Below are 22,801 nucleotides of genomic sequence, written 5' to 3' on the forward strand. Positions count from 1 at the left end.
TAATAAAAACTAATTTAATGAATAAAAAACCCATAATTTTAGGAATTGAATCAAGCTGTGATGAAACAGCTGCTTCCATCATAACTGAAAATGAGCAAGGTATGCCAACAATTTTGTCAAGTATTGTTTCAAGTCAAGTAGATGTTCATAAAGTGTTTGGTGGAGTTGTGCCCGAACTTGCTGCAAGATCTCATATAGAAAAAATAGATTTAATCACAAAAAAAGCACTTGATGAAAGTGGAGTAAAAATGGAGGACCTGGATGCTATAGCTGCAACTGCTGGACCTGGTCTTATAGTCTGTCTATCTGTTGGTTTAAGTTTTGGAAAAGCAATGGCCTCTTCTCTCCATAAACCTTTTATAGCCGTTAATCATTTAGAAGGACATGCATTAAGCCCAAAACTAAATTCTGAATTAAACTATCCTTATTTATTACTTTTAATTTCTGGAGGCCATACTCAGTTTTTAAGTGTGCAAGGCTTGGGAAATTATAAAAGATTAGGAACAACTATTGATGATGCTGTAGGTGAAGCATTTGATAAAACGGCAAAGTTATTAGGAATAGAGTTTCCTGGTGGGCCCCAAATTGAAGTATATGCAAAAAAAGGTGATCCCAATAAATATGAATTACCCAAGCCAATTTTTCATAAAGGGGGCTGTAATTTATCATTTGCAGGTTTAAAGACTGCTGTTTTAAAAATATCAAAACTGATAAAAACTGATCAAGAAAAATATGATCTTGCAGCATCTTTTCAAAAAACAATTGAAGAAATACTATATAAGAAAAGTAAAATTGCTTTTGAAGAATTTAAAAAAATGAACACAACAAATAAAAATAAATTTGTAGTTGCAGGTGGCGTTGCTGCAAACAAAAGAATTAGAGAGGTTCTAACTAATCTTTGTAAAGAAGAAAATTTTGAAGCAATATTTCCACCTATTAATTTGTGTGGAGACAATGCTGCAATGATTGCAATGGTTGGATTAGAGAAATTTAAATTGAAACAGTTTAGTGAATTAGATAGTTCTGCAAAACCTAGATGGCCTTTAGATGCAGATGCTCCTTTTTTAAAAGGTGCTGGAGTAAGGTTGTAATGCAGTACTGGTTGATGAAACCAACATACCTAGTCCCCCATTAAAATTCTACCAACTTCCACTAACTTTTACGATATTTTATAAATTAGAAAAGTTAACCAAAGTCAAATAAATACTATTAATGCATATGACATTGCATAGTACGATTTGACGATATCTAACTAAATAATATGATGAAATCTTAAGCTTACAAACCAAAATATTTACAACTGGAAATCTGAGTACCATCCTGGTTCCAAAAGTAAAGCAGAAAGAACAAGGAGGTTGAAACTAGCTAATGGTTGTATTTTTTTGTTTAATAAAAGGGTTTTTTTTAATAAAAAACAAATATGTTAAAAAATAATCTAAACATTCGATTTAAAAAATTCAAAGACTCTATAATAAACAACAAATATAAATTTGGAAAATATTGGGAAAAAGAAAAAATAACTTTTGAAGTAGATTTTAAAGATGGTTTATTTAATTCAAAAGGAAGCAGAGACTATCTTCCAAAAATATTTGATGAAAGTATAATTCATGATGAAATAATTCCTATTAATGGAAAAAAATTTGTTCAACTGGGAGAGAGAAAACTTTGTACATTAAAAAAAAGTGGATCTTATCACTTATTACATCTTTCTCATTATTTTCATGAAATAAAAAAAATTATAAAAGATAACGATATTTGTCTTGATGTTGGATCAGGGAGTGGTCTTTTACAATTTATTATTCACCAAAATAAAAAAACTACAAATATATTTATTGACCTTCCTGAATCAATTCAAAGTTCAATTGCTTTATGTTTTACCTTGTTTCCAGATTCAAAAATTATTCTTCCAAATGAAATAAATGGGGAGGAATATTTAAACATAAAAGACTATGATTTTATTTTTTTATTCCCTAATCAGAAACATTTAATTAAAAATTCTTCAGTTAATTTTTGTGTCAATACACGGTCTTTCATGGAAATGGATATTGATGAAGTAAATGATTATATAAAATATTTTAATAATATTCTAAAAACAGAAGGATATTGTTTAATATCAAATAGAGTAGTTAAACGAACATATTTTTTTTCATATAATTTTAAAAAAACTTCTTTTAAAAAAATTTATCTAAAAAAAGATAACTATTATTATTCAAAAGAAAATTACCGAGAATCAAGTGTTTTGAACTTATTACTTAAAAAAAAAGAAGGGAGTCATTTTTCTTTCAATTTATTTAATTTTATTTTTGGAATTTTTTATTTAAAACCATGGGAATTTTTTTTTTGGAACAAATACTTTTTGAAAAAAACAATTTTTTTTCCGTTAGTGTTAATAAAAAAATTTTTATTAACTAATAAACACAACTAGTTATTGGTTTGTAAAAATAGCGTAAAATGAAAGTGCTATGATAAGAAAAATAAATAAACACAACGAAAACAATTAGATGCAGTACTGGTTAATGAAGTCAGAGCCTGACGTTTGGTCAATTGATCAACAAAAAAAAGCTGGTGCTAAGGGTGCTCCTTGGGATGGGGTAAGAAATTACCAAGCAGCTAAAAATTTAAGAGGAATGAAAAAAGGAGACCTTTGTTTTTTTTATCACTCAAATATAGGTAAAGAAATTGTTGGTATAGTTGAGGTTATTAAGGAAGCTTTCTTAGATAAAACTGACAAAGATGGGCGATTTGTAGCTGTTCAAGTAAAGTTTAAAGAAAAATTAAAGAAAAGTGTAACTCTTGAAGAGGTTAAAAAAACCAAGTCTCTTAGCCATTTATCACTTATTAAACAAAGTAGATTATCTGTTATGCCCATAGACTCTAAAAGCTGGAAAATTTTAAATAAGATGAGTAGTATTTAAATAAAAAAATTCATGCCAAAAAAAAAATCAATATCAAAAGTAAAAAAAAAAACTCCCAAAAAAATAAAGCCTATTAGGAAAAAAGTTTTAAAAAAAATTGAAGAAAAAGAGTTAATCATAAAGACTAAACCTGAGTGGGTAAAAAGCGCTCTAGTAAATAAAGCAAAATACCAAAAAAAATACTCTGACTCGATTAAAAAAAATGATAACTTTTGGAAGACTGAGGGAAAGAGAATTACTTGGATTAAGCCATACAAAAAAATTAAAGACATAAAATACAGCAAAAAAGAAGTTAAAATTAAATGGTATGAAGATGGCACATTAAATGCTTCTGCCAATTGTATAGACCGTCACCTTAAAGATAAAAAAGATAAAACAGCCATTATTTGGGTGGGTGACGATCCAAAAGATACTAAAAAGATTTCGTACAAACAATTACATAATGAGGTTTCTAAAGCTGCAAATGGTTTGAGAAAACTAGGAATTAAAAAAGGTGATCGAGTTACGATTTATTTAACTATGATCCCAGAACTTGCGGTAACAATGCTAGCTTGTGCTAGAATTGGTGCAGTTCACTCTATTATTTTTGGTGGATTTTCAGCAGACTCTATTTCTGGCAGAGTTAATGACTGTGAGTCTGAATATATTATTACTGCAGATGAAGGTGTTAGAGGGGGTAAAACCATTTCTCTAAAAGCTATCACTGATGAAGCGTTAAGAAAATGTCCAAATGTCAAAAAATGTGTTGTTGTAAAAAGAACTGGAAACAAGGTTGGTTGGGTTAAAGGAAGAGATGTTTGGTATGACGATTTAATTAAAGATATGTCAAATAGATGTGAACCTGAAGAAATGAATGCGGAAGACCCTTTATTTATTCTCTACACATCTGGCTCTACTGGAAAGCCAAAAGGAGTTTTACATACAACGGGTGGCTACATGGTTTATGCATCAATGACCCATCAATATATTTTTAACTATAAACCAAAAGATATATATTGGTGTACAGCTGATATTGGATGGGTAACGGGCCATAGTTATATTATTTATGGACCACTTGCTAATGGTGCAACAACAATAATGTTTGAAGGAATTCCAACCTATCCTGACAGCTCAAGATGGTGGAAAATTATTGATAAATATAAAGTTAATATTTTTTATACAGCACCCACTGCTATTAGAGCTTTAATGAGAGAGGGTGATAAGCCTGTCAAGAAAACTTCAAGAAAATCTTTAAAGTTATTAGGAACTGTTGGTGAGCCCATTAACCCTGAAGCGTGGATGTGGTATTACAAAACAGTTGGAAATTCTAAATGTCCTATTGTTGATACATGGTGGCAAACAGAGACAGGTGGAATTTTAATTAGCCCTCAAACAGGAGCTATGAATTTAAAACCAGGTTCTGCAAGTAAACCTTTTTATGGAATTAAGCCTTCTATAGTTGATAAAAATGGAAAAGAAATTAAAGGAGCTGGTGAAGGAAGATTGTGTATTTCTCAATCTTGGCCTGGACAAATGAGAACTGTTTACGGTGATCATCAAAGATTTATTGATACTTATTTTTCTCAGTTTGATGGAAAATATTTCACAGGTGATGGGGCTAAAAGAGATAAAGATGACTACTATTGGATAACCGGTCGTGTAGATGATGTAATTATTGTCTCTGGTCATAACCTTGGAACTGCTGAAATAGAAAGTGCTTTTGTTGCTCATCCAAAAGTTGCTGAAGCTGCTGTAGTTGGATACCCACATGATATTAAAGGTAATGGTCTTTATTGTTATGTAACTCTAAATGTTGGGGAAAAATCAGATTTAGATCTTGAGAGAGATTTAAAACTTTGGGTAAGAAAACAAATTGGGGCACTTGCTACACCTGATATTATTCATTTTTCACCTGGACTACCTAAAACTAGATCTGGAAAAATTATGAGAAGAATTTTAAGAAAAATTGCTGCTAATGAACATGATCAATTGGGTGACACATCCACTTTAGCTGATCCAAGCGTTGTTCAAAGCTTAGTTAATAATAGAAAAAATATTTAAATTTTAATTAATTTAGCAAACTCATCTTTAATATTATCCCATTTTAAAATCATGGAGTTTAAAACAATTTTTCGATCTAGAGTTTTAAGCTCTTCAGCTATTGGTGCCCACTTATATAAAGTTAGTGCACTTTCGTTGAATGGCCAAGACTTATAATATGTGCTCCAATCAATCTTTTTTAATCGCTCTATAAATTTTTCTTTTGCTAGTACAATAATTTCTTTGGGCATTCCATTTTTGGTTTCCTCAGTCAAAATTTCATCATAAATTTCGTTAGCTTTATCTATATCCTGATAATTATGAAAAACATTTAGGTATGACAGACTATAAAAAGTAAGATCTTGAAGCGATATTGCGTAAATGTTCCATTTTGCTTTATTGATGGATCCTAAGAAAACTTCATCATCAAAATGCAGTACCCACTTTGTGCCCATTCTTGTTTTTAAATAATTATATAAAGTTACCTGAGATACCCAGGCGGATTTTTTTTGAATAAACAGTGTAAGATCTTCAATATTCTTAATTTTTTTCTTTGGAAGAATTCCTTTAAATAAAGCAAATAGATAAACTCTAAAATCATCAAGTTTTATGTCTTTTAATTTAAGTTTGTATTTGAGCAATTTTACCTACTTTTTCTATGATTATATTACAAAAATGGCTTCAATTCGACCTAATTAAAGGGTTTCAATCTATCTTATTATGGTTAAAGTTTTCATCTTAACTATATAGGGAGAGTAAAAATGTCAAATAAAGCAAAACATTGGGAAAAAACTAGAGGGCTATTGTTTGTTACTTTAGCAATCTGGTTTGTATTCTCAATTGGCATCTTTTTTTTCGGAACTGAAATGGAAGCATCTAGCTTCAGACCTTTTGGTTACCCATTGTCGTATTATATGACATGTCAAGGTTCATTATTAGCATTTGTAATTTTGAATTTCTGGTTTGCGGGTAGACAAGAGAAGATAGATGAAGAGTTTGGGTTTACAGAAAGAGAGGATAGCTAATGATAAAAGGTAAATTTATAGACAATCTACCAAAAGTTTATGGAATCTATACGGGTGGTTTTATAGGATTCATAATATTGATGGCGATTGCTGAACAAATGGGGATGTCTGCAAAAGCAATAGGAATTTCTTTTGTTGTATTCACCATTGCTATCTATGCGATAATCGGTTGGTTATCACGTACACTTCAGATGGACGCATACTACGTAGCAGGGAGACAAGTACCTACTGTATTTAACGGAATGGCTACTGCGGCAGACTGGATGTCTGGTGCATCATTCGTTGCAATGGCAGGTGGTATTTATTTCAAAGGCTATGGATATATGGCACTACTAGTTGGATGGACAGGTGGTTATATACTTGTATCTACTTTACTAGCACCTTACTTAAGAAAATTTGGCTGTTACACAGTTCCAGATTTTGTTGGTACACGATATGGTGGTAATGCAGCAAGACTTTCTGCAGTACTAGTATTAACAGTAGCTTCATTCACATATGTGACTGCACAAATCAATGCAACGGGAACTATTGCTTCAGTAGCTTTAGATATTCCTTTTAAAATTGCTGTGTACGTTGGATTAGCAAGTATATTGATGTGTTCAATGCTTGGTGGAATGAGAGCGGTTACATGGACGCAAGTTGCGCAATATATAGTTTTAATTATTGCTTACTTACTTCCTGTATTCTGGATCAGTAGTAAAATGGGCGCTGGATTCTTCCCACATTTAATGTTGGCAGATGAAGTGGCTAGAATTGCTGAGCTAGAAGGTCAGTTTGGGTTTATTAAAAACTCTGCTGCCGACTTAGCTACGGTACCAAAAGGTTTAGCTGGAATAACTAAAGCACACTCATCAGTTAACGGAACAAATTGGGGATTCATTTCTCTAGCAATTTGTATGATGGCAGGAACGGCTTCTTTGCCTCACGTTATGATGAGATACTTTACTACTCCAAGTGTAAAATCAGCTAGAAGATCTGTAGCATGGTCGCTACTTTTCATCTTCATTTTATACTCAACTGCACCAATGTTAGCGACATTATCAAAACTATCACTGATTGATCCAACACTTTCAACAGGGATTATTGGTAAATCAATAGCTGAGGTTCAAGCGATAGATTGGTATCAAAACTGGAACCAAGCTAACTTAATGTTTGTTAGCGACTTTAACGGAAATGGAACTCTTGAATTAAATGAGTTTTTCATGGGTGGTAAAGCCGTTGTGTTAGCTACTCCAGAAATTGCTGGATTACCTTATGTAATCTCAGGTCTAGTTGCTGCTGGAGGTATGGCTGCTGCCATGTCTACTGCTGATGGTTTGATCTTAGCAATTGCAAATGCTTTGTCTCATGACTTGTATTACAAGATCATTGACCCAAAAGCAGAAGCTGCGAAGAGATTAATTGTTGCAAGAGTATTACTTGTGATAATTGGTTTTGCTGGAGCAACTATTGCCGCAATGGGTATCCAAGGTATTTTAGGTTCAGTAATCTGGGCTTTTGACTTTGCGATGTCAGGATTGTTCTTCCCACTAGTACTAGGTGTATGGTGGAAAAGAGCTAATGGTCCTGGCGCTGTTGCTGGAATGCTTCTAGGATTAGCAGCTGGTACTTGGTATCTGGTTTGGGTACGTACTGGTGGAGCTGGATTCTGGGGTATTACTCAACTTACGTTCGGTATCTTTGGATCGTTGGTTAGTTTAGTTTCTATGGTAGTTGTTAGTTTACTAACAAAAGCGCCAGACAGAGCTACTCAAGATATGATTGACGAGCTTCGTATTCCAAGCGGTAAAACGATACTTGGAAAACAACACTAATTAAATTTTGTATTGAGGGGCGATTTGTTTCGCCCCTCAGTTAAGTTAGAAAACAAAATTCCTTTTTATATTTATGCCAGAAATACATCCTTTTATTCTTATAATTGACTATATTTTAGGTGTTGTTATGTGGACTTTAATTGGAAAAGTTGCAATGAATATTTTTCAGCGAGAAAACTCAGAATTCTTTTTTATGAAAGTGTTTGTAAAAGTAACAAACCCATTAATACGTTTATTTAAACCAATCACACCATCTTTTATTATAGAGCCTCTTGTTCCACTTTATGTTGCCTGGTTCTTTTATATGATTAGATTTTATCTAATGCCTTATCTACTAGGATATTCTGTCATGGGAATGCTGTCTTTTCCTTTAGAAAGTGAAATTGCTTCAGAAATTTATCGTATTTTTGGAAAATAATTAATTCAAATTAAAAATAAAATTGATACTACTAATATTAGTAATCAATGAAAAAAATACAAATATCACCTTCAATTTTATCTGCTGATTTTAGTCAATTGGGCAATGAAATTAAAAGACTAGAGGAAGGTGGTGCAGATATGATTCATGTGGATGTGATGGATGGCCATTTTGTTCCAAATTTAACAATGGGACCTCCAATTATTAAAGCTTTAAGACAGTATACAAAACTACCATTTGATGTTCATTTAATGATATCTCCTGTTCATAAATACATTCAAGACTACGCTAATGCTGGAGCTGATATTATTACAATACATCCAGAAGCAACTGAAAATTTAAAAGATTCCATTCAACACATTAAAAACTTGAATAAAAAAGTTGGAGTTTCGTTAAACCCTAAAACTAAAATTGATCTAATAAATGATTTGTTGAATGAAATTGATCTAGTTTTAATTATGAGTGTAAATCCTGGATTTGGAGGACAAAAATTTATGCCAGAAGTTTTAGAAAAAATAAAAGAATTAAAAAAGATAAGAGATCAAAAGAATTTAGATTTTGATATCGAGATTGATGGTGGGATTAATTTTGATAATAGTAAACTAGCAATAGAAGCTGGTGCAAACATTTTAGTATCTGGAACAACTATATTTAAAAACAATAATGGAAATATAAAAAAAAATATAGACCTTTTAAAATCAAGTTAGAATAATGATTTTAAATAATTCACTTAAGCTTATCAAAAAAAAAATTCTTCATTTTTATTTAAATTCTAATCTCTATAATAAAAAAATTACACCCTCTTCTATTGAATTAATAGAATACCAACCAAGCCCCAGCTTGATAGATGGTCTTATAAAATATGACAAAAAAAAAATTAATATAGAAAATTATTCGTTAAATGAAATTTGGGATAATCCAAATTTAAAAGAAATAGACCGACGGAATTTAAACAGTTTTTTTTGGTTATTTAGCCTAGATCTTAGATCTTCAAAAAAAGACACTCAAAATGTCATTTATCAATGGATTAATACAAATGACAGATACAACTCTAAAAGTTGGAAAATTGATATAATTGGAAAAAGAATAATAGCTTGGATTTCAAATTCTAGGCTTACCTATGAAGATGGTAGTATTGATTATAAGGAAAAATTTAATGGCATTATAAAGAAGCAAATTAATCACCTTATTAATGAAATTGAAACCTCTGAATTAATCAATGATAAGATTATAGGATGTTCAGCTATCATCTTAACTGGTCTATCATACCCTCAAAATAATAATTATTTAAATACTGGGTTAAGTTTATTAAAAAAATTAGCAAAATATTCATTGGATAATGATGGCTTTCCAAAATCAAGAAATATCAGGCAGTTAAGTTTTTACTTAAAATATTTTATATTAATTAGAGAGTGGTTTAAAGAATCTCAAAATGAAATACCTGATTTTATAAATGAAAATATATATTATTTAGGTCAGGCTTACGTTTTTATTTGGCAAAACAATAAAATAGATTTTCTCTTTAATGGTAATCACAAAACAAATAATCATAATTTTGACCTTTATCTAAAAAGACTTGGCTATAGCTTTAAAAATCAAAATAATGAATTAGGTGGTTATGTGGTCCTTAACAGTAAAAAAAATTCTCTAATAATGGATGTTGGATCAAGCCCAAATACAAAACTATCGTCAAATTATCAAGCTGGAGCCTTATCTTTTGAGATCATATCAAATGGTAAAAAATTAATTAGTAATTGTGGTTATTTTAAAAAAGTTAATCACCAATTAAATGAAGTATCTAAATCAAGTGCAGTCCACAGCACGCTAGTTGTAGATGATAAATCCTCTTGCAGTTTTAATAAAGTAAGAGGTAAAAAATCTAGAATTAACCAAGGATTAAGAGTATTAAAAAAAAAGGTTGTATTTGAAAAAAATTATTGGAAAATTAATGCTTCTCACGATGGTTATTTGAAATTACATGGTATTGTTCATGATCGAGAAATAGAGTTTTACCCTGAGCAATTAAAATTTATTGGACACGACAAAATTATTTCTAATAAGGGTATTAAGAATTTAAAATTTGATGTTAGATTCCACTTAGAACCAAATATTAAAGTAATGAAAACACAAGATGGAAAATCAATACTTATAGATCTTGATGGAGAGGGTTGGAAATTTAGCTCAGACAACTCGATAATAAATGTTGATAAAGGGTTATATTTTGGTGAAAAAAATTCTTTCACAGATAATCAAAATATATTTATTTCAGGAATGACTAATGAAGAAAATCAAACTATAAAATGGGAAATTACAAAATTATAATGAAAAAGATAAAAAAAGCTCTTATTTCAGTATCTGATAAAAAAAATCTAGATAGTCTTTTAAAAGTTTTAGCTAAATACAAAATTGAGTTAATTAGCTCTGGGGGCACCTATAAGGAAATAAAGAAGCTTAAATTTAAATGCCAAGAAGTTTCTGATTATACTGGTTCACCAGAAATTCTTGGTGGAAGAGTTAAAACACTACACCCAAAAATTCATGCCGGTATATTAAGTAAAAGAAACGACAAATCTCACACTAAGGAATTAAAGGCTAATCAATATGATGAAATTGACCTTGTTATTGTTAACTTTTATCCTTTTGAAAAAACTTTAGAGCAAACAACCAATCATTCAAAAATAATAGAGAATATTGATGTTGGGGGTCCCACTATGGTTAGGGCAGCTGCAAAAAACTATAACGACGTTGCTGTTATTACATCCTCAGATCAATATCAGGATCTGATTAATGAATTAGAATATAACAAAGGATCAACATCTATTGAGTTTAGAGAAAAGATGTCTTTAGAGGCCTTCTCTGAGACGGCTTATTATGATGCTGTAATTTCTAACTATTTTAATAAAATTAAAAACAACAATTTTCCAAAAAAAAAAGTTATTTATGGAAACTTAATTGAAAAATTAAGATATGGGGAAAATCCACATCAAGAAGCTGCTATTTATTCTAAAACTCAAAATCTTAATATTAAACAAATTCATGGTAAGCATTTAAGTTATAATAATTATAACGATATTTTTTCTGCATTAATAATATCAAAGTCTCTACCTAAAAACTCTGGAACAGTTATAGTTAAACACGCTAATCCTTGTGGTGTTTCAATCAATAAAGATAATTTGAAAAGTTATAAATTAGCTCTTGCTTCTGATCCAATTAGTGCTTTTGGTGGAATAGTTTCATGTAATTTCAAAATAAATAAAGCTCTGGCATTAGAGCTTAATAAAATTTTCTTAGAGGTTGTTATTGCCAATGGTTTTGAACCTGATGCTTTAAAAATATTGAAAAAGAAAGAAAATATAAGAATTATTGATACATCGGAATTTATGATGAAAGATTTAGTAAGATTTGGCTCTGTAAATGAATCTATTTTAACACAATCTGAAGATTTAAAAATATTTAAACCTAAAGATTTTAAAGTAGTTTCAAAACAAAAACCAAATAAATCTCAATTAAAAAATTTAATTTTTGCATTTAATGTTTGTAGATATGTAAAATCAAATGCAATTGTACTAGCTAATCAAGAAGCAACCGTTGGTATTGGCTCTGGACAACCTAGTAGACTTGATAGCTGTCAAATTGCTATAGATAAAATGAATAAATTTCAAAACTTAAAAGAAGAGGTTGTGGCAGCCTCTGATGCATTTTTTCCATTTGTAGATGGTATTGAAAAATTAGTACAATCGGGGGTTTCAGCTGTAATACAACCTTCTGGATCAATTAGAGATAAAGAGATAATAAAATTTGCAAACCAAACTGGTACAATTTTAGTTTTTTCTAAAACAAGACATTTTAGACATTAAAAATTTGATCAATTTTAGCTGCTAAAATAAAATCATTTTCTGACAGTCCTTCTATAGCGTGAGTGGTAATTACAATTTTAGCGTATCCCCAACCAAATGAAATATCTGGATGATGATTTTCATTTTCTGATAATTCACTAACTTTATTTATAAAATTTTGACTATTAATAAAATCCTTAAAAATAAAATTTTTTTCTAAAAAATATATTTCTTTTGTATTTTTTTTAACATCCCAACCATCCACTTTTTTTTGATATTCGTGAATTTCATCGATATCGAAAGGAAAAATTCCACCCTCACATGGTACACATTTTTTATTAAGCAGTTCACTCATCGATTAGTATGTTTTAAAATTGTGGAGCGGGTCAAGGGAATCGAACCCTCTACCTAATCGTTGGCAACGATTCCAGCTATTTGGAGCGTGACCTACATTTAATTTTAACACTCTTCTTTCTCCGTTATTTATCTACTGCTTTCACACTAATTCGCAACATCATATTATTATTGAATCATATTTGATCGAGTAGATCAATAGTTTAATGTGATGACTGTGATAAGAATGAGTCTGTGGTATTTAACGTTACTATAGTTTGTCTATAATACTAACGTTTGGACAGTTAGCTTCTATAAAAAACATCTTCAAAAAATTTTGAAAAACTTTTAAGTTCTTTATTCTATAAGCAAGTAACAAACATCTGGGCCACGAGCCATTAACCTTCAGGCCATAATTAAGAGGAATTATATTTTTTTTTAAATAAATAAAGTAATGAATCAAAAATATGACTAAATTTCATTTTAGATTTACCAAGCTTTCTATATATTAATTTTACAGGTATTTCTTTAATACTATAACCTTTTTTTAAAATTATATAAGTAACCTCCCAAAAAAAGGCATAATCATTATTTTTGGCACTCAATATATCTTTTAAGTTAATTTTCTTTAGGTAAAAACATCTGTAGGCACCTGACGCATCAAGGCTCATCCCTAAGAATATTTTAACTAATATATGTCTAGAGTAGGTAAGTATTTTCCTTAAAAGTGGCCAGTCTTCAATTAAATCTGATTTAATAAACCTACTAGTAATTACATAATCATTTATTTTTGCGCAAGATATCATCTTTTTAAAATATTTAGGGTCATGCGTACCATCAGCATCCATTGTGATTAATAGATCATATTTTTGACGATATGTATTTTTTATTGCATCTTTATGAGCTGAGCCAATACCAATTTTATTTTTTCTAAATATATAATCAACATTTTTAAATTCCTTACTTAATTTAATTATTATTTCCTGAGATTTATCTTTTGAATTATCATCGACAAATAAAATATCTAATTTGATCTTAGTTTTTTTTATCTTGATAAATATTTTTTCAATATTTTTTTCCTCATTTAGAGTTGGAATTATTACGCAAATTTTCATTACTATTAAATAATTTCGATGTCTGGAAGTGGAAAAATTAATTTACCTCCATTTTTTAAAAATTTTTGTTCTCTTTTAACAATATGATCTTTGAAGTGCCAAGGTAAAACTAAAAGATAATCTGGTTTTTTTGTTTTGGCTTGTTTTTCTGAAATAATCTTAATGTTAGATCCTGGTGTATATTTATTAAATTTAAATTTGTTAACTTCAGCAACATAATCTAGCGTTTTTGAATCTATATTGCAGTATTGGAGTAACACATTTCCTTTGGTAGAAGCGCCATATCCTAAAATTTTTTTATTTTGCTTCTTGAGGGTCAAAAGTAGTTTTTTTAATAAAGTTTTATGATTTTGACATTCTTTAAAAAACTGTTTGTGTTTAGAAATATCATTGTATTTATTTAACTTCTCACTTTCTAAAACCCAGCTAATTAAATGTTTACATTCTTTTAACTTTGACTTCTTTTTTGATACATCAAGCTCTATGCTTCCACCATTAATTTGATTAAAAGAAAGATTAACAATTTTTAACCCTGCCTTATCCAGTAAATATTTTAACGATTTTAAAGAATAGTACTCTAAATGCTCATGACATATTGTGTCATAAGATCTATTCTTAATCATCATTGGCATATAGCTTAACTCAATATGCCAGATACCATTTTTATCTAATATAGAATTTATTTCTTTAGCAAAATTTAATGGATCAGGTAAATCATAAAACATGGATATTGATGTAATTAAATTAAATTTTTTATCTTTAAAAAGTTTAGAAGAAAAAAAGAAAGGCAGTCGATTAATATCTTTTCTATAATCTTTACTAAATTTTTTTATTGTAGGGTCACAACCATACAGTTTGAAAGTTTTATTAAAAAAAGATAAGAATGTTCCATCATTGCTACCTATATCCAAAACACTTTCACTAGATTTTATTTTATATCTTTTTTTTAAACTCAATGCTTTAAGCTCAAGATGAGATATCATTGATTTGTTTAGTGAAGACATGTAGCCATAATTATCACCATACATTTCATTAGCATCAAAGTTATGTTCTAATTGTAGCAATTTACATTTATTGCAAATAACCATACTTAGGTGTCCCCTAGTAATCTTTGCATTTTTTTTTGGAGGAAAAATACCAGTTAGAGTTTGCTTGCCCAAAGTATAAAGCTTTAATAAACTCTTACTTTTACAGGATCTGCAGTTTTTAATTTTCAAAATAATAAATATTAATTATATTAATATGTTTTGTAAATTAATTTAATATATAAAAAGAACAGTTTTAACTATTAAAATTTTATAAAATTGACAAAGAATGTATTCATAACAGGTGGATTAGGTCAAGATGCGCAAATATTAATTAATATTCTTAAGAAGAAAAAAATTAACCTAACTATTTTGAGTAGAACGAAAAAATCCAAAACTTTAGGTAATGTTAAATTTATTAAAGAGAATTTATTAAATAAAAGAAGACTTGATTTAATTTTAATTAAAAAAAAACCAGACATTGTATTACATCTTGCATCTAACAATCCCTCCTTTAATGAAACAAACTATAAAATTTTTTTTAAAGAAAATTTTTTAGCCACAAAAAATATATTTAATTCAACATTTCAGTCTAATCAAAATGCCAAATTTATTTTTTGCAGTTCTTCACAAATTTTTAAAAAAAAAAGTGGCGTTGTGACTGAAAAATCACAGAACATTATAACAACTGATTATACAAATTTTAGAATTAAAAGTGATAACATGATGCTTAAATACAAAAAAAAGAAGAAAATAAATTATACTAATGCAATTTTATTTAATCATGACTCTAAATTTAGAAATAAAAAATTTTTGTTGCCTAGAATTATCATCTCTATAATAAAAAAAGATATTGTTTTCTTAAAAAATATTATGAAGTTAAATATTTTTTCTGATTTTTCTCACGCTGAAGATATTTGTAACGGCCTTTATAAATTAATGTTTAGCGATATAAATAAAGATAAATTAATTTTCAGTTCTGGAAAAAACACATCAATAAACAAGATTATTGAGTATGTAATAAAAAAAAATAAATTGAAGATTGATATTATTTTTAACGAAAAAAAAATTAAAAAAGGATTGATAGGTAATAACTATTTAGCCAAAAAAGAATTAAAATGGAATCATGAAAAAAATGTTTATATCGCAGCAACAGAAATTTATAAACATTACCTTAGAAAAGGTAACTTGTAGATCTAACTAATAATACCTTGTGATAAAAAAAAAAGATCCTATAATAATTTTATGATTAGAAGTCTAAATATTTTAAACAGAATTTTTAAGTCAATTTTTCTTAAACAGATACCAAATTATGCCGTCATATATGTTGATGGGAGATGTAATATGCATTGTGGTTTTTGCATTCATGCTGCTGTTGATGCTAGAAAAACTCCAGTTATTTCTCCTGAAGAATGGGGAACAGTATTTAAAAAAGCAAATAGCTTATTACACCTGACGGTCACCGGTGGTGAGCCTTTTTTAAGAAAAGATTTTGTTGAAATAATAGATAATATTATAGAAAGTTGTAACGTTCCTAGAATAAGTATAAAAAGTAATGGCTTCTATGTTAAGAGAATAAAAGAATTTGTTCCAGAATTAATAGAAAAACATCCAAATACAGAGTTTACTTTATCAATATCATTGGATGGTCCAAAAGAAATTCATGATAAAGTTAGGGTTATGAATGGTGCTTACGATAAAGTTCTAGAAACTATTGAAACGATGAATCCATATAGAAAAAAACCTAATTTTTTTTTAAGACTTGCTTCAGTTATTACTCAAGATAACAAAGACGTGTTGGAAGATCTTTTTAATAAAACTGCTTCTTGGCCAATTGATTTTCATGAATTAATACTTTTAAGAGATGTTCCTGCTAAAGAACAACTAGCCCTTAAAGATGATTATGAAAGACTTTCTAAAATGCAACACCAAAGAACATCTCCAATATGGAGAAAAAGTTTTAATGGAAAACTTTTTGAAAAAATATTTTTAGAAACAATTAAAAGAATTGATAGTGATAAAATTTATTCGCCCTGCAAGGCTGGTGGTAGATTTGTAGAAATTTTTCCCGATGGTGTAGTTAGAGGATGTGAAGTGGAAAAAATGTGGGATATCTCTGAAATTGGTTCTGTAAAGCAAACAAATTTAGATATTGTTGATGTGGTTAATTCCAAAAAAGCAAAAGAGTTTCAAATAATAGCAAAAGATTGCACATGTACATTTGAATGTGCTAATGCAATTAATACGGTTTATGATCCTAAGCATTGGCTATCATTGATTAGATAAATAATCATCGTGACATATGAAATTTCAATAATAGTTCCTGCTTATAATGCAGAAAAAACTATAAAAAAAAGTTTAGAATTAATTCTTTTAGAAGCAACTAAGCTTCAGTCAGAAATAATAGTAGTTGATGACAAGAGTACTGATAACACCGCAGAAATTGTTAAAAAATTTGAAGATATTAAATTAATTCAATTGGAAAAAAATTTAGGAGCTGGTAATGCTAGAAATATAGGGGCTGACAATTCTAAATACGAAACACTATGCTTTATAGATGCTGACATTGAAATATCAAAAGAAAACTCGATTTTAAATTTAGCCAAAAGATTATATAAAACAGAAGAAACAGGAAGTGTCTGTGCCACACAAGATTTAAGTAATTTAAATAAAGATGAATGGTCATCCAATTTTGTCTGTCTTAAATCATGTTATGGTGTAGACACAATAAATTTTGAAAAAGAATTTTCAGTTTGTTGCTCAGAGTTTTGTGTTATTTCAAAAAAACTTTTTACTAAAGTTGGTAAATGGAAAGCTCTTTATGATGCTGGGGGTGAAGAGTTTGATATGGGATATAAGATTACAAAGCAAAATAAAAAAAATATCAAGATCTCAGGTGCTATGTATAGTGGTTATTGGTGTAATTTTTTAATTAGATCTAAGAGAATTATTCAAAGAACAGCTAAATATACTCCTTTATTGTTTGAAAAAAAAAAATTTGATACTACCGGATCCTTTGCAACAGCAAATCAATTTTATTCATCACTTATAACTTTAATTATGATTAGTTTATTTATTTTTAATTTCTTTATAGAAAATTTAAACATTAAACTATTAATATTCATTTTATTTACTTTACAAATTTTTATTGAGTCAAAATTTTTATTATTTGCCACAAAAAATTATGGGCTAAAAATGTTTTTCTTTTCATTATTTGGCATACAAGGAGTAAACTTTGCTATCTTACTTGGCTTTAGTTTGTTTATTCTCAATTTAGCTAAAAAACTGATAAAAAATTAGTTTTAATATATTTGTATTAAAATAAATATTAATATATTTAACAAAATATATGTTTTCAAAATCAATAGAAAAAATAATTTATATTTTTTTAATATTTTCTATTAGCTTATTTTTAATAAACTCTAACTATTCAGGAAATTTTTATTGGCAGTATCCTTCATTATTTGATGATCATCCTGTATTATTTGATGATCATAATTCTTTTATTGATTGGTTAGAATGTAATGCTATTGGAGTAGACCTCTTTACTTCAGAAAAGTTAATCTGCAATAATAGAGAAGTAGCAGCATTTAATTATGGAAACGCAATATTAATATTACCATGGAATCAATCTTTAGATATCTATTATAGAAATTACCAACCCTATATATTGATTTTCATATTTGTTCTATTGACAGTTAAGATCATAAATCCTCAAAAGAATATAGCTAAAATATTATTATTTTTATGTATATTAAATACTTCAACATTAATGGCTTTTGACAGGGCTAATGTTGATTTGTTTATTTATATATCTGTAATATTAATTTGCTTTAACAGAATTTACTTTATTAACTGGTTTTTAACACTATTCGTTACATTTATTAAAATTTATCCTGCCGCACTATTTGTAAATATTTTTTTTGAAAATTCAAAAAGATCCCTAAGAAGTATAATGATAATAATTTTTTTTATCTTATTATTAACAGTAGTTTATTTTTTTTATTTTAAAGATGATGTACTATTCTTTTTAAACAATCTTTCTGGGGGGAAAGCGGGTTATCATTTTTTATTTTCTTTAAACTCTCTACCTAAAATTTTAAAATATGTTTTTAATTTTAATTATCAGATCTTGTTAATTATTTTTTATTCTTTGTTTGTTTATTCAGTAATTAAATTTTACAAAAAATATGCTTATAATATAAAAGAAACAGATGATGATATTTTTTCTTTAAATTCAAAACTTTTTATGATTGGTGGGTTTGTAACCGTTATTAGTTTTTCAGTTTTTTCAAATTGGCTCCATAGAGAAATCTATTTAATATTAATGATACCTTATGTTTTGCATAATAAAATTGGCTCCACTTATAATTTCAACTATTTATTTATTCATATTTTGGTAATTAGATATATTTTTTTATTTATTTATGGGTATATAAATGTTCATGATGATATAACATATGTTGAGTCAGTTAGGGTTTTCTCAAACAAATTTTTGATTATTATTTTTATTAAATCTATTTTTGATTTTTTTATTATGGGAATTTTTTCTTCAATCTTATTTCAAAAATCTAAATTATACTTCAAAAGATTAATAAACTCTTAAAGCTTTAATAATATTCTGCTCATTAATAAAACCTTTCTTAACTATTGAAACATCTGTAATATATGTCAAACCAATATCACTAAACATAGGATAGCTTATCTTTGCAATCCCTGCATCTTCTCGTCTTATTTTTAGCTCTGTCTCAATGCTCCACCGTTTCGCATCTTCATGTTTCTTAAAAGTTTTTGAAAGATTTGGGTGGTCTTTGATACGAATTAAACACTGCCAATGCTTTCCCGTTTTTCTAATATAGCTCATCACTTTCTCCTATTGGTTTGTTGATCGATTGCGAACGATTGCGATGTCAGTGCGATAGGATAAGGGACAGGGGAAAAAAGTGGAGCGGGTCAAGGGAATCGAACCCTCTACCTAATCGTTGGCAACGATTCGCTCTACCAATGAGCTAGACCCGCTTATAAAGTAGTATAAGTAGACGTTTTTTATAATTCAAGCAATAATTAATTATTGCTTAAGCCATTCATATTTATCCTGAAAATTTCTTAGCATGTAATAATACGACCTATACTTATTTTTATCATAGTTATGTAGGCCATTTCTAATTTGAAGATTACTTGCTGTTGATGTAAATAGATCTTTTCTTTTATAAAATTCTAGGGCTTTTTTATCCCACTCTAATCCACAAAATTCATAAATATTTTTTGCTATTTCTTCTTTATTAAAAGTCAGCTCCTCAAGTTTTACAGAAAGTATTTGATTTGGATATTTTTTTTTAAAAAATTTGATTATTGTTAGATAATTGTTTGTATATTCTAAAATATCTTCTAATGAATGAGACCAAGAAATTTTGGGCAAAAATTGTTGAAAAATAGCTAAAATATTATCTGTTGTATTTCTAGAGGTATTAATAAATTTTGCTTTGGGGAAAATTTTTAAAATTATTTCAATATAAAAAAAATTTTCTAATGATTTTTCTATAAAAGTATTATTTTCTAAGCTAGATGCTCCTAGATTGCCTAATGCAATTACAAGTTTACTACAAATTTGTCTAGCATCTAATGACGACAATTTTTTTTTTGGAGTAGTAATAACTGACCAATTTATCAAGTTAGTTTCACCAAGATTTAAAATTTTTTTTTTCCCTGAAGATAAAATCGCCTCTACAACTGTTGAACCTGATCTTGGAAGCCCGATGATAAATATCGGTTCTAAATTTTTTAGATTGTTAGTAATTTCTTTCTCAAATTGAAAGTTCAAGATATTATAATTTTTTGGCATAATATCTAACCAATAGTTTCTTGATTGTTGCTTAATATTTGCTTTATCTTTAAAGGCATATTTGTGTGCTAACTCCAAATTTTTAATTTCCTCTTTGATATTTTTTTTTCTTCTATTGTGTTCTGCTAATAAAAAAAAACCTGATGCCATGTTAAAAGGCTCTAACTTTTTTATTTTTAGAATTTTAGATATGTGCTCAATTTTTTGTTCATCTATAAAATCTGGTTTAATTTTGCTTAAATTATAATAAATGGATAGGTCATCTGGTGATAAATTAATTCCATCTAGATAATACTTTTTTGCATTATTTTTATCTCCAATTCCTTCATAAAGAACGGCCAGATTAGTAATTGCTATTAAATAATCCTTTTTTATATTTATGGCTTTTATATAACTCTCTTCTGCTAATTTAATATCACCTTTTTTTAAGTATAAATTTGCTAATTGATTAAGTGCAATATGATTTTTGTTATCAAATTCTAAAAAACTTATTAGGTATTTTCTAGCATTATTAATATCATTTAGTTGAAAATAAATTTCATAAAGCATGAAATATATTTTTTTATCAAATTTTGGATTTTTAATAAGATTTAGAAAAATAATTTTTGACTCTTCAAATTTTCTCTCATTAAATAATTTAAAGGCTTTTTTTACTTTATCTTCTAAGTTATTCATCATTGCAAATACCTTATTTAAATACTATTAAATATAAATAAAAATGATTAAACTTCCAAATATTATTCCAGTTTTTCCTTTATCAAATTTTATCCTTTTTCCAAAAACGTCTGTACCTTTAAATATATTTGAACCAAGATATATAGCAATGATTGACGATTCTATGAAGACTAATAAAATGATTGGTTTGATACAACCCAAGAAAAATAATACAAACGCTATTCATGATCTCTACGATGTTGGTTGCCTTGGTAAAATTACTAGTTTTAAAGATACCTCTGATGGTAGATATCTGATCGATCTTAGTGGCTTAACGCGCTTTCAAGTAATTAAAGAAATTAATGATAAAAAAGCTTATCGTACTTGTGAGGTTACTTTTGACGATTATGCAGATGACTTAAATATTCAAAAACAAGAATTAAAATTTTCTGATTTAGAAATAATTTTTAAAGACTTAAGATTACTATTTGAAAAAAAAGGTTATATTATCAACTGGAAATCTTTAGAAAAACAAGATTTAAATGAAACTATCAATGCACTTGCCATGGCCTCCCCTTTTTCAGTAGAGGAAAAACAAATCTTGCTAGAAAGTAAAAATTTAGAAATTAGAAAAGATAAAATAGCAGAAATATTAAATACTTATAATTATGATAACTTCGACAACATAACCATTCAGTAAATCTAAAAGTTTATTCCTCTATCAGCAAACTTAATTAAAAGATTAGTAAAATTTTTATTTTTTCCAATAGTTTTTAAAATTTTAGTTATATTTTTATTTTTTATTTTTTTTTCAATATTAAAAAACTCATAAATAAAATCTATTCCACTTGAAAAAATAAAATTCTTATTTCTAGTTAGCTTTTCAAAATCGCTTAAAATTAAGGCATCTATATGCAAACCTAATTCGGTTTTGCTTTCAATAATTTCAGATAAAATTTTTATATCTCTAATAATCATATTAAAGCCCTGACCTGCCACAGGATGTATTCTATGAAGTAAATCCCCGAAAGCTAAAATATTTTTATGGTGATAGTTTCTTAAATTTGAAGAACTCAACTCAAAACTATTTAATTTATTAATTTTATTAATTTTATATTTAGGGTTATTTTTATTAATTAAATCTATTACATCGCTATTATCAAATTTTTTATTCTTAACATCTATTGAATATACTACAGATGTTTCAATGTTAGAGATTGGTAAAAATGCAATTGGGCCTTGCTTTGTAAAAATTTGAGTTGCTGTATTATTCTCTATTTTTTTATGTTTTAAAATAGTGGTATAAGCAAGGTTATAATAATTTTTACTGATTTTTTTTGTGAAATACTTTTTTGCTAAAAAATTACTTGCATCACAATTAATTATTAAATCATATTTTTTTTTATTTAAAGACTCTTCATTAATATCTTTTTTTAATAATATTTTCTTAAAAAATTTACTTTTAATAAGGTTGCTATTTAACGATTTTAAAAGTTTATCATTTTTTATGATATAAAATAGATCATTTTTATCATTCTCGAATTTTAATAAATTTTCTGTATCAATTTTATCTGTATAAATTTCTATTCTGTTTATTTTCCAGTAATTATTTTTTGAAATTTGAAAAATTTTTTCTTTAAAAAATTCAAAATTACTTTTAGATATCCCAATGGTTCTATTAGAAGAAAAATTACTATTTCTACTTTTGTGATAATAATGAACATTTATTTTTTTATTTATAAGGCTTTTAGCTAAAGATAGAGCGGTTAGACCTTCACCAATAATACAAACATTCATAATAATTT

General features: G+C 27.8%; 22 protein-coding genes and 1 tRNA gene. 15 read left to right on the top strand and 8 right to left on the bottom strand.

Annotated elements, in window-relative coordinates; translation table 11 throughout:
- Nucleotides 1-17 precede the first annotated feature (17 nt).
- The 4 genes from tsaD (at nt 18) to acs (ending at nt 4,955) form a co-directional block, all read left to right on the top strand.
- Complete coding sequence (tsaD, locus tag ABXT61_RS06985; protein WP_415315203.1) at nt 18-1,091, top strand: tRNA (adenosine(37)-N6)-threonylcarbamoyltransferase complex transferase subunit TsaD; 1,074 nt, start codon at nt 18-20, stop codon at nt 1,089-1,091.
- Between the two features lie 329 nt (nt 1,092-1,420).
- Entirely contained in the window at nt 1,421-2,425 is a 1,005-nt protein-coding gene (locus ABXT61_RS06990) for a putative sugar O-methyltransferase (RefSeq protein WP_415315204.1), read from the top strand.
- Nucleotides 2,426-2,501: 76 nt separating this feature from the next.
- Nucleotides 2,502-2,915 carry an EVE domain-containing protein gene (locus ABXT61_RS06995; protein WP_415278225.1) on the top strand — a complete coding sequence of 138 codons (414 nt, stop codon included), beginning with the start codon at nt 2,502-2,504 and terminating at the stop codon, nt 2,913-2,915.
- Nucleotides 2,916-2,927: 12 nt separating this feature from the next.
- Complete coding sequence (acs, locus tag ABXT61_RS07000) at nt 2,928-4,955, top strand: acetate--CoA ligase (protein WP_415315205.1); 2,028 nt, start codon at nt 2,928-2,930, stop codon at nt 4,953-4,955.
- Here acs and ABXT61_RS07005 read toward each other — a convergent pair.
- Nucleotides 4,952-5,575: an esterase gene (locus ABXT61_RS07005; RefSeq protein ID WP_415315206.1), complete on the bottom strand. Its 624-nt coding sequence runs from the start codon at nt 5,573-5,575 to the stop codon at nt 4,952-4,954. The genes acs and ABXT61_RS07005 overlap by 4 nt on opposite strands.
- A gap of 120 nt (nt 5,576-5,695) precedes the next feature.
- On the opposite strand from ABXT61_RS07005, the gene ABXT61_RS07010 reads away from it, so the two are divergent.
- From ABXT61_RS07010 to purH, 6 genes are all read left to right on the top strand, one after another.
- Nucleotides 5,696-5,959 (top strand): DUF4212 domain-containing protein, encoded by a 264-nt coding sequence (locus ABXT61_RS07010; RefSeq protein ID WP_271492987.1) that lies wholly within the window; start codon nt 5,696-5,698, stop codon nt 5,957-5,959.
- A complete protein-coding gene (locus ABXT61_RS07015; RefSeq protein WP_415315207.1) occupies nt 5,959-7,773 on the top strand; it encodes a sodium:solute symporter family protein in 1,815 nt (604 codons plus the stop codon). Before ABXT61_RS07010 ends, ABXT61_RS07015 begins: the two co-directional genes overlap by 1 nt.
- 73 nt (nt 7,774-7,846) lie before the next feature.
- On the top strand, nt 7,847-8,191 hold the full coding sequence (locus ABXT61_RS07020) for a hypothetical protein (RefSeq protein ID WP_415315208.1): 345 nt from the start codon (nt 7,847-7,849) through the stop codon (nt 8,189-8,191).
- 47 nt (nt 8,192-8,238) lie between these two features.
- Nucleotides 8,239-8,898, top strand: a complete 660-nt coding sequence (rpe, locus tag ABXT61_RS07025) for a ribulose-phosphate 3-epimerase (RefSeq protein WP_415315209.1) — start codon at nt 8,239-8,241, stop codon at nt 8,896-8,898.
- Between the two features lie 4 nt (nt 8,899-8,902).
- The gene (locus tag ABXT61_RS07030) at nt 8,903-10,513 is read left to right on the top strand and encodes a heparinase II/III-family protein (protein WP_415315210.1); all 1,611 of its coding nucleotides are present in this window, start codon (nt 8,903-8,905) and stop codon (nt 10,511-10,513) included.
- A complete protein-coding gene (purH, locus tag ABXT61_RS07035) occupies nt 10,492-12,048 on the top strand; it encodes a bifunctional phosphoribosylaminoimidazolecarboxamide formyltransferase/IMP cyclohydrolase (protein ID WP_415315211.1) in 1,557 nt (518 codons plus the stop codon). Before ABXT61_RS07030 ends, purH begins: the two co-directional genes overlap by 22 nt.
- Here purH and ABXT61_RS07040 read toward each other — a convergent pair.
- The 3 genes from ABXT61_RS07040 to ABXT61_RS07050 all read right to left on the bottom strand — a co-directional run bounded on the left by ABXT61_RS07040 (nt 12,038) and on the right by ABXT61_RS07050 (nt 14,692).
- The gene (locus ABXT61_RS07040; RefSeq protein WP_415315212.1) at nt 12,038-12,382 is read right to left on the bottom strand and encodes a 4a-hydroxytetrahydrobiopterin dehydratase; all 345 of its coding nucleotides are present in this window, start codon (nt 12,380-12,382) and stop codon (nt 12,038-12,040) included. The genes purH and ABXT61_RS07040 overlap by 11 nt on opposite strands.
- Nucleotides 12,383-12,776: 394 nt before the next feature.
- Nucleotides 12,777-13,475 carry a glycosyltransferase gene (locus ABXT61_RS07045; protein ID WP_415315213.1) on the bottom strand — a complete coding sequence of 233 codons (699 nt, stop codon included), beginning with the start codon at nt 13,473-13,475 and terminating at the stop codon, nt 12,777-12,779.
- Between the two features lie 5 nt (nt 13,476-13,480).
- Nucleotides 13,481-14,692 carry a class I SAM-dependent methyltransferase gene (locus ABXT61_RS07050; RefSeq protein WP_415315214.1) on the bottom strand — a complete coding sequence of 404 codons (1,212 nt, stop codon included), beginning with the start codon at nt 14,690-14,692 and terminating at the stop codon, nt 13,481-13,483.
- Between the two features lie 87 nt (nt 14,693-14,779).
- Here ABXT61_RS07050 and ABXT61_RS07055 point away from each other — a divergent pair, with 87 nt between their 5' ends.
- Genes ABXT61_RS07055 through ABXT61_RS07070 form a run of 4 tightly spaced genes read left to right on the top strand, consistent with a single transcriptional unit; the run spans nt 14,780 to nt 19,106 of the window.
- Nucleotides 14,780-15,694 (top strand): GDP-mannose 4,6-dehydratase, encoded by a 915-nt coding sequence (locus ABXT61_RS07055; RefSeq protein WP_415315215.1) that lies wholly within the window; start codon nt 14,780-14,782, stop codon nt 15,692-15,694.
- 51 nt (nt 15,695-15,745) lie between these two features.
- Nucleotides 15,746-16,786, top strand: a complete 1,041-nt coding sequence (locus tag ABXT61_RS07060; RefSeq protein ID WP_415315216.1) for a radical SAM/SPASM domain-containing protein — start codon at nt 15,746-15,748, stop codon at nt 16,784-16,786.
- 9 nt (nt 16,787-16,795) lie between these two features.
- The gene (locus ABXT61_RS07065) at nt 16,796-17,800 is read left to right on the top strand and encodes a glycosyltransferase (protein WP_415315217.1); all 1,005 of its coding nucleotides are present in this window, start codon (nt 16,796-16,798) and stop codon (nt 17,798-17,800) included.
- A 49-nt stretch (nt 17,801-17,849) separates the two neighbouring features.
- On the top strand, nt 17,850-19,106 hold the full coding sequence (locus tag ABXT61_RS07070; protein WP_415315218.1) for a hypothetical protein: 1,257 nt from the start codon (nt 17,850-17,852) through the stop codon (nt 19,104-19,106).
- Here ABXT61_RS07070 and ABXT61_RS07075 read toward each other — a convergent pair.
- The 3 genes from ABXT61_RS07075 to ABXT61_RS07085 form a co-directional block, all read right to left on the bottom strand.
- Nucleotides 19,092-19,364 carry a hypothetical protein gene (locus tag ABXT61_RS07075; RefSeq protein WP_415315219.1) on the bottom strand — a complete coding sequence of 91 codons (273 nt, stop codon included), beginning with the start codon at nt 19,362-19,364 and terminating at the stop codon, nt 19,092-19,094. The two genes, ABXT61_RS07070 and ABXT61_RS07075, sit on opposite strands and share 15 nt — an antisense overlap.
- An 80-nt stretch (nt 19,365-19,444) precedes the next feature.
- Nucleotides 19,445-19,519 (bottom strand) — tRNA-Gly (locus ABXT61_RS07080).
- A gap of 49 nt (nt 19,520-19,568) precedes the next feature.
- Nucleotides 19,569-21,020: a tetratricopeptide repeat-containing sulfotransferase family protein gene (locus tag ABXT61_RS07085; protein ID WP_415315220.1), complete on the bottom strand. Its 1,452-nt coding sequence runs from the start codon at nt 21,018-21,020 to the stop codon at nt 19,569-19,571.
- Nucleotides 21,021-21,060: 40 nt separating this feature from the next.
- On the opposite strand from ABXT61_RS07085, the gene ABXT61_RS07090 reads away from it, so the two are divergent.
- Entirely contained in the window at nt 21,061-21,696 is a 636-nt protein-coding gene (locus tag ABXT61_RS07090; RefSeq protein WP_415315221.1) for an LON peptidase substrate-binding domain-containing protein, read from the top strand.
- A 2-nt stretch (nt 21,697-21,698) separates the two neighbouring features.
- On the opposite strand, the gene ABXT61_RS07095 is transcribed toward ABXT61_RS07090, so the two are convergent.
- Nucleotides 21,699-22,793 (bottom strand): FAD-dependent monooxygenase, encoded by a 1,095-nt coding sequence (locus ABXT61_RS07095; RefSeq protein ID WP_415315222.1) that lies wholly within the window; start codon nt 22,791-22,793, stop codon nt 21,699-21,701.
- Nucleotides 22,794-22,801 lie beyond the last annotated feature (8 nt).

It is taken from the genome of Candidatus Pelagibacter sp. Uisw_137, assembly GCF_047720245.1.
GTDB lineage: Bacteria > Pseudomonadota > Alphaproteobacteria > Pelagibacterales > Pelagibacteraceae > Pelagibacter.

Coding starts and splice junctions, on each gene's coding strand:
- ABXT61_RS06990 (WP_415315204.1), top strand. CDS start 1,421: ATGTTAAAAAATAATCTAAACATTCGATTTAAAAAATTCAAAGACTCT.
- ABXT61_RS07090 (WP_415315221.1), top strand. CDS start 21,061: ATGATTAAACTTCCAAATATTATTCCAGTTTTTCCTTTATCAAATTTT.
- tsaD (WP_415315203.1), top strand. CDS start 18: ATGAATAAAAAACCCATAATTTTAGGAATTGAATCAAGCTGTGATGAA.
- ABXT61_RS07015 (WP_415315207.1), top strand. CDS start 5,959: ATGATAAAAGGTAAATTTATAGACAATCTACCAAAAGTTTATGGAATC.
- rpe (WP_415315209.1), top strand. CDS start 8,239: ATGAAAAAAATACAAATATCACCTTCAATTTTATCTGCTGATTTTAGT.
- ABXT61_RS07030 (WP_415315210.1), top strand. CDS start 8,903: ATGATTTTAAATAATTCACTTAAGCTTATCAAAAAAAAAATTCTTCAT.
- acs (WP_415315205.1), top strand. CDS start 2,928: ATGCCAAAAAAAAAATCAATATCAAAAGTAAAAAAAAAAACTCCCAAA.
- ABXT61_RS07070 (WP_415315218.1), top strand. CDS start 17,850: ATGTTTTCAAAATCAATAGAAAAAATAATTTATATTTTTTTAATATTT.
- ABXT61_RS07020 (WP_415315208.1), top strand. CDS start 7,847: ATGCCAGAAATACATCCTTTTATTCTTATAATTGACTATATTTTAGGT.
- ABXT61_RS07085 (WP_415315220.1), bottom strand. CDS start 21,020: ATGATGAATAACTTAGAAGATAAAGTAAAAAAAGCCTTTAAATTATTT.
- purH (WP_415315211.1), top strand. CDS start 10,492: ATGGGAAATTACAAAATTATAATGAAAAAGATAAAAAAAGCTCTTATT.
- ABXT61_RS07010 (WP_271492987.1), top strand. CDS start 5,696: ATGTCAAATAAAGCAAAACATTGGGAAAAAACTAGAGGGCTATTGTTT.
- ABXT61_RS07095 (WP_415315222.1), bottom strand. CDS start 22,793: ATGAATGTTTGTATTATTGGTGAAGGTCTAACCGCTCTATCTTTAGCT.
- ABXT61_RS07040 (WP_415315212.1), bottom strand. CDS start 12,382: ATGAGTGAACTGCTTAATAAAAAATGTGTACCATGTGAGGGTGGAATT.
- ABXT61_RS07075 (WP_415315219.1), bottom strand. CDS start 19,364: ATGAGCTATATTAGAAAAACGGGAAAGCATTGGCAGTGTTTAATTCGT.
- ABXT61_RS06995 (WP_415278225.1), top strand. CDS start 2,502: ATGCAGTACTGGTTAATGAAGTCAGAGCCTGACGTTTGGTCAATTGAT.
- ABXT61_RS07060 (WP_415315216.1), top strand. CDS start 15,746: ATGATTAGAAGTCTAAATATTTTAAACAGAATTTTTAAGTCAATTTTT.
- ABXT61_RS07045 (WP_415315213.1), bottom strand. CDS start 13,475: ATGAAAATTTGCGTAATAATTCCAACTCTAAATGAGGAAAAAAATATT.